The sequence below is a fragment of the Campylobacter concisus genome, from assembly GCF_003049705.1.
Lineage (GTDB): Bacteria > Campylobacterota > Campylobacteria > Campylobacterales > Campylobacteraceae > Campylobacter_A > Campylobacter_A concisus_AR.
Window position 1 is genome coordinate 1,494 of the sequence record NZ_PIRF01000010.1, and the last position, 4,854, is coordinate 6,347.

Annotated in this window: 2 tRNA genes and 2 rRNA genes (1 of these 4 cut by a window edge); all 4 read right to left on the bottom strand. The window is 45.2% G+C overall.

Annotation, left to right across the window (positions count from 1 at the left end):
- Window positions 1–2,572 (bottom strand): 23S ribosomal RNA (locus CVT05_RS09210) (it extends 332 nt beyond the left edge of the window).
- A 328-nt stretch (window positions 2,573–2,900) separates the two neighbouring features.
- Window positions 2,901–2,976 (bottom strand) — tRNA-Ala (locus tag CVT05_RS09215).
- A gap of 12 nt (window positions 2,977–2,988) precedes the next feature.
- Window positions 2,989–3,065, bottom strand: a tRNA-Ile gene (locus tag CVT05_RS09220).
- A 94-nt stretch (window positions 3,066–3,159) separates the two neighbouring features.
- Window positions 3,160–4,670, bottom strand: a 16S ribosomal RNA gene (locus tag CVT05_RS09225).
- Together the 16S and 23S rRNA genes with 2 tRNA genes alongside form the textbook arrangement of a ribosomal RNA operon.
- Between the last annotated feature and the right edge of the window lie 184 nt (window positions 4,671–4,854).

A 4,854-nucleotide genomic window follows, 5' to 3' on the forward strand; every position in this document is an offset into this window, starting at 1 on the left:
ACAGCCATACCCTTGGGACCTGCTCCAGCCCCAGGATGCGATGAGCCGACATCGAGGTGCCAAACCTCCCCGTCGATGTGAGCTCTTGGGGGAGATCAGCCTGTTATCCCCGGGGTACCTTTTATCCTTTGAGCGATGGCCCTTCCACACAGAACCACCGGATCACTAAGACCGACTTTCGTCCCTGCTTGACGTGTATGTCTCGCAGTTAAGCTGGCTTTTGCCTTTATACTCTGCGAACGATTTCCAACCGTTCTGAGCCAACCTTTGTAAGCCTCCGTTACATTTTGGGAGGCGACCGCCCCAGTCAAACTACCCACCAGACATTGTCCTACTTGAGGATAACTCAAGCTAGTTAGCTATCAGAATAAAAAAGAGTGGTATCTCAACAATGGCTCACCATAAACTGGCGTCTATGGATCAAAGCCTCCCACCTATCCTGCACATTTTTATCCCAATAGCAGTGTCAAGCTGTAGTAAAGGTCCACGGGGTCTTTCCGTCTTGCCGCGGGTAGGAGGAATTTTCACCTCCACTACAATTTCACTGGATCCCTCTTCGAGACAGCTCCCATCTCGTTACGCCATTCATGCAGGTCGATATTTAATCGACAAGGAATTTCGCTACCTTAGGACCGTTATAGTTACGGCCGCCGTTTACTCGGGCTTCGATCAAACGCTTCGCAGAGCTAACGTCATCAATTAACCTTCGAGCACCGGGCAGGCGTCACACCCTATACATCCTCTTACGAGTTAGCAGAGTGCTGTGTTTTTGGTAAACAGTCGGGAGGGACTCTTTGTTGTAACCTTCAATGCTTACGGAGTAAATCCTTCACAAAGTTAGGCACACCTTATACCGAAGATACGGTGCTATTTTGCAGAGTTCCTTGAAGAGAGTTCTTCCACGCGCCTTAGAATACTCATCCCACCCACCTGTGTCGGTTTACGGTACGGGCAACTATAACTAAACTTAGAAACTTTTCTTGGCTCGACAGTATCGGCAATTCGCTATCCATTCCGAAGAACTTCAAACGCCTGTGGGGTCTCGGCTTAAAAAGATCCGGATTTGCCTGGATCTTAACCTACACCTTTCGACTAGCACTACCATTCGCTAGCTTGCTTAACTCTAAGCGTCCTTCCATCGCACATTATAGTTGGCATTGGAATATTAACCAATTTTCCATCGCATACCCCTTTCGGACTTTGCTTAGGACCCGGCTAACCCTACGATGACGAGCATCGCGTAGGAAACCTTGGGTTTACGGCGTTGGGGATTCTCACCCCAATTATCGCTACTCATGCCTGCATGCTCACTTGTATTCGCTCCAGCACTCCTTACCGGTATACCTTCAACGCAAATACAACGCTCTCCTACCACTTAGTAAAACTAAGTCTAAAGCTTCGGTACTCATTTTAGCCCCGTTATATTTTCCGCGCAGAATCACTAGACCAGTGAGCTATTACGCTTTCTTTAAAGGATGGCTGCTTCTAAGCCAACCTCCTGGTTGTTTAAGTAACTCCACATCGTTTTCCACTTAAATGAGATTTAGGGACCTTAGCTGTTAGTCTGGGTTGTTCCCCTCTCGACGACGGATTTTATCACTCGCCGCCTGACTGCCATGATTACACACTAGGTATTCGGAGTTTGATAGGGTTTGGTACATTGGTGTATGCCCTAGCCCATTCAGTGCTCTACCCCCTAGTATTACTACATGACGCTATACCTAAATATATTTCGGAGAGAACCAGCTATCACGATGTTTGATTGGCCTTTCACCCCTATCCACAAGTCATCCCATAGCTTTTCAACGCTAGCGGGTTCGGTCCTCCACCGGCTCTTACACCGGTTTCAACCTGCTCATGGATAGATCACATCGTTTCGGGTCTGCAACGTCTGACTAAACGCCCTATTAAGACTCGCTTTCGCTACGGCTCCGGGTTTCCTTAACCTTGCCAGACATCACAACTCGCAGGCTCATTATGCAAAAGGCAGTCCATCACCCTGATAAATCATAGGGCTCTGAATGATTGTAAGCAAATGGTTTCAGGTTCTATTTCACTCTGATCACCTCAGTTCTTTTCACCTTTCCCTCACGGTACTTGTGCACTATCGGTCTAGTAGTAGTATTTAGGGTTGGATAGTGGTCTACCCAGCTTCAGACAGAATATCACGTGTTCCGCCCTACTCAGGATACTGCTAAGTAAAACAAAGCTTTCATATACGGGAGTATCACCCTCTATGCTTAATCTTTCCAGATTATTCTATTAGCTAAGTTTAGTCTATATTGCAGTCCTACAACCCCACTAGTAAACTAGTGGTTTGCCCTCTTACGCGTTCGCTCGCCGCTACTAGCGTAATCTCTTTTGATTTCTTTTCCTGAGGGTACTAAGATGTTTCAATTCCCCTCGTTCGCTCCATATTAGGTAGTTAAGCTCGCACTTAACTGGGTTGCCCCATTCAGAAATTCCCGGATCAAAGCCCCTTGACGGCTCCCCGAGACTTATCGCAGCCTGGCACGTCTTTCATCGCCTCTACTAGCCAAGGCATCCACCACTTGCTCTTTGTAGCTTACCTTTTCTATATTAGATTATTCTAATTCGCATCACTTCCTTGTTAAAGATAACTTTATGTTACTGTATTTAAATTCTAGCTCTCAAGACGGAAAGCATTGACTACTATTTAGATAAGTTTTAAATCCTAAATAGATTGTGATGTCAAACTTTTGCATTAAATGCAAAGAGAATAGAAATTTAAATCTTTAACAAGTCCTGTAAAATTGTTTTTAAAACTTGCTTGTGACTATTAACAATATTAATTAAAAGAACATTTAGACAAAAGTCTAATTAGAAAGTTTAAATTTTTTAAGCTCTCTAATTAGACTTAATATAGTTAAACTATTTTATGGTGGAGAATAGCGGGATCGAACCGCTGACCTCCTGCGTGCAAAGCAGGCGCTCTCCCAGCTGAGCTAATTCCCCAATTAAATTCTCTGGTGGGCCTAACAAGACTTGAACTTGTGACCTCACCCTTATCAGGGGTGCACTCTAACCAGCTGAGCTATAGGCCCCTATAGGTCTATCAATCTTTCAAAACTAAACAAGGATGATTGAGAATATCTTTCTTATAGATATCTTGTGAGAGAATATCTATATGTACTCTAGAAAGGAGGTGATCCAACCGCAGGTTCTCCTACGGTTACCTTGTTACGACTTCACCCCAGTCGCTGATTCCACTGTGGACGGTAACTAATTTAGTATTCCGGCTTCGAGTGAAATCAACTCCCATGGTGTGACGGGCGGTGAGTACAAGACCCGGGAACGTATTCACCGTAGCATGGCTGATCTACGATTACTAGCGATTCCGGCTTCATGGAGTCGAGTTGCAGACTCCAATCCGAACTGGGACATATTTTATAGATTTGCTCCATCTCGCGATATTGCTTCTCATTGTATATGCCATTGTAGCACGTGTGTCGCCCCGGACATAAGGGCCATGATGACTTGACGTCGTCCACACCTTCCTCCTCCTTACGAAGGCAGTCTCATTAGAGTGCTCAGCCGAACTGTTAGCAACTAATGACGTGGGTTGCGCTCGTTGCGGGACTTAACCCAACATCTCACGACACGAGCTGACGACAGCCGTGCAGCACCTGTCTTAACATTTCTGCAAGCAGACACTCTTCTATCTCTAGATGATTTGTTAGATATCAAGTCCGGGTAAGGTTCTTCGCGTATCTTCGAATTAAACCACATGCTCCACCGCTTGTGCGGGTCCCCGTCTATTCCTTTGAGTTTTAATCTTGCGACCGTACTCCCCAGGCGGTATACTTAATCCGTTAGGTGCATTACTGCCAAGACTAGCTTAGCAACAACTAGTATACATCGTTTAGGGCGTGGACTACCAGGGTATCTAATCCTGTTTGCTCCCCACGCTTTCACGCATTAGCGTCAGTTGAGTTCCAGCAGATCGCCTTCGCAATGGGTATTCCTGGTGATCTCTACGGATTTTACCCCTACACCACCAATTCCATCTGCCTCTCCCTCACTCTAGATTACCAGTTTCCCAAGCAGTTCTATGGTTAAGCCATAGGATTTCACAAGAGACTTGATAATCCGCCTACGCGTCCTTTACGCCCAGTGATTCCGAGTAACGCTTGCACCCTCCGTATTACCGCGGCTGCTGGCACGGAGTTAGCCGGTGCTTATTCGTTAGGTACCGTCATTATTCTTCCCTAACAAAAGGAGTTTACGCTCCGAAAAGTGTCATCCTCCACGCGGCGTTGCTGCTTCAGGGTTTCCCCCATTGAGCAATATTCCCTACTGCTGCCTCCCGTAGGAGTCTGGACCGTGTCTCAGTTCCAGTGTGACTGATCATCCTCTCAGACCAGTTATGCGTCATAGCCTTGGTGAGCCATTACCTCACCAACTAGCTGATACAATATAGCCTCATCCTACACCGAAAAACTTTCCCTATCTAACTTATGTAAGACAGGAGTATAGAGTATTAGCAGCCGTTTCCAACTGTTGTCCTCTAGTGTAGGGCAGATTAGCTATACATTACTCACCCGTGCGCCACTAACTCATAAGAGCAAGCTCTTACTTGTCCGTTCGACTTGCATGTATTAGGCACGCCGCCAGCGTTCACTCTGAGCCAGGATCAAACTCTCCATATTAATTACCTAGCAAAATTTATTTGATAGGATTTTATTATGAAGTTTTTAATCAAAAAAACTTTTAGTTTTATTTATTAGTTTGTCTAATCTATTATAAATTATAAAATAATAGACTGGCTCAATCGATCACTTGTTTAGATTTCAAAGATTGACTAATAGTTTAACAATTGTAAGTTAAAAGAAC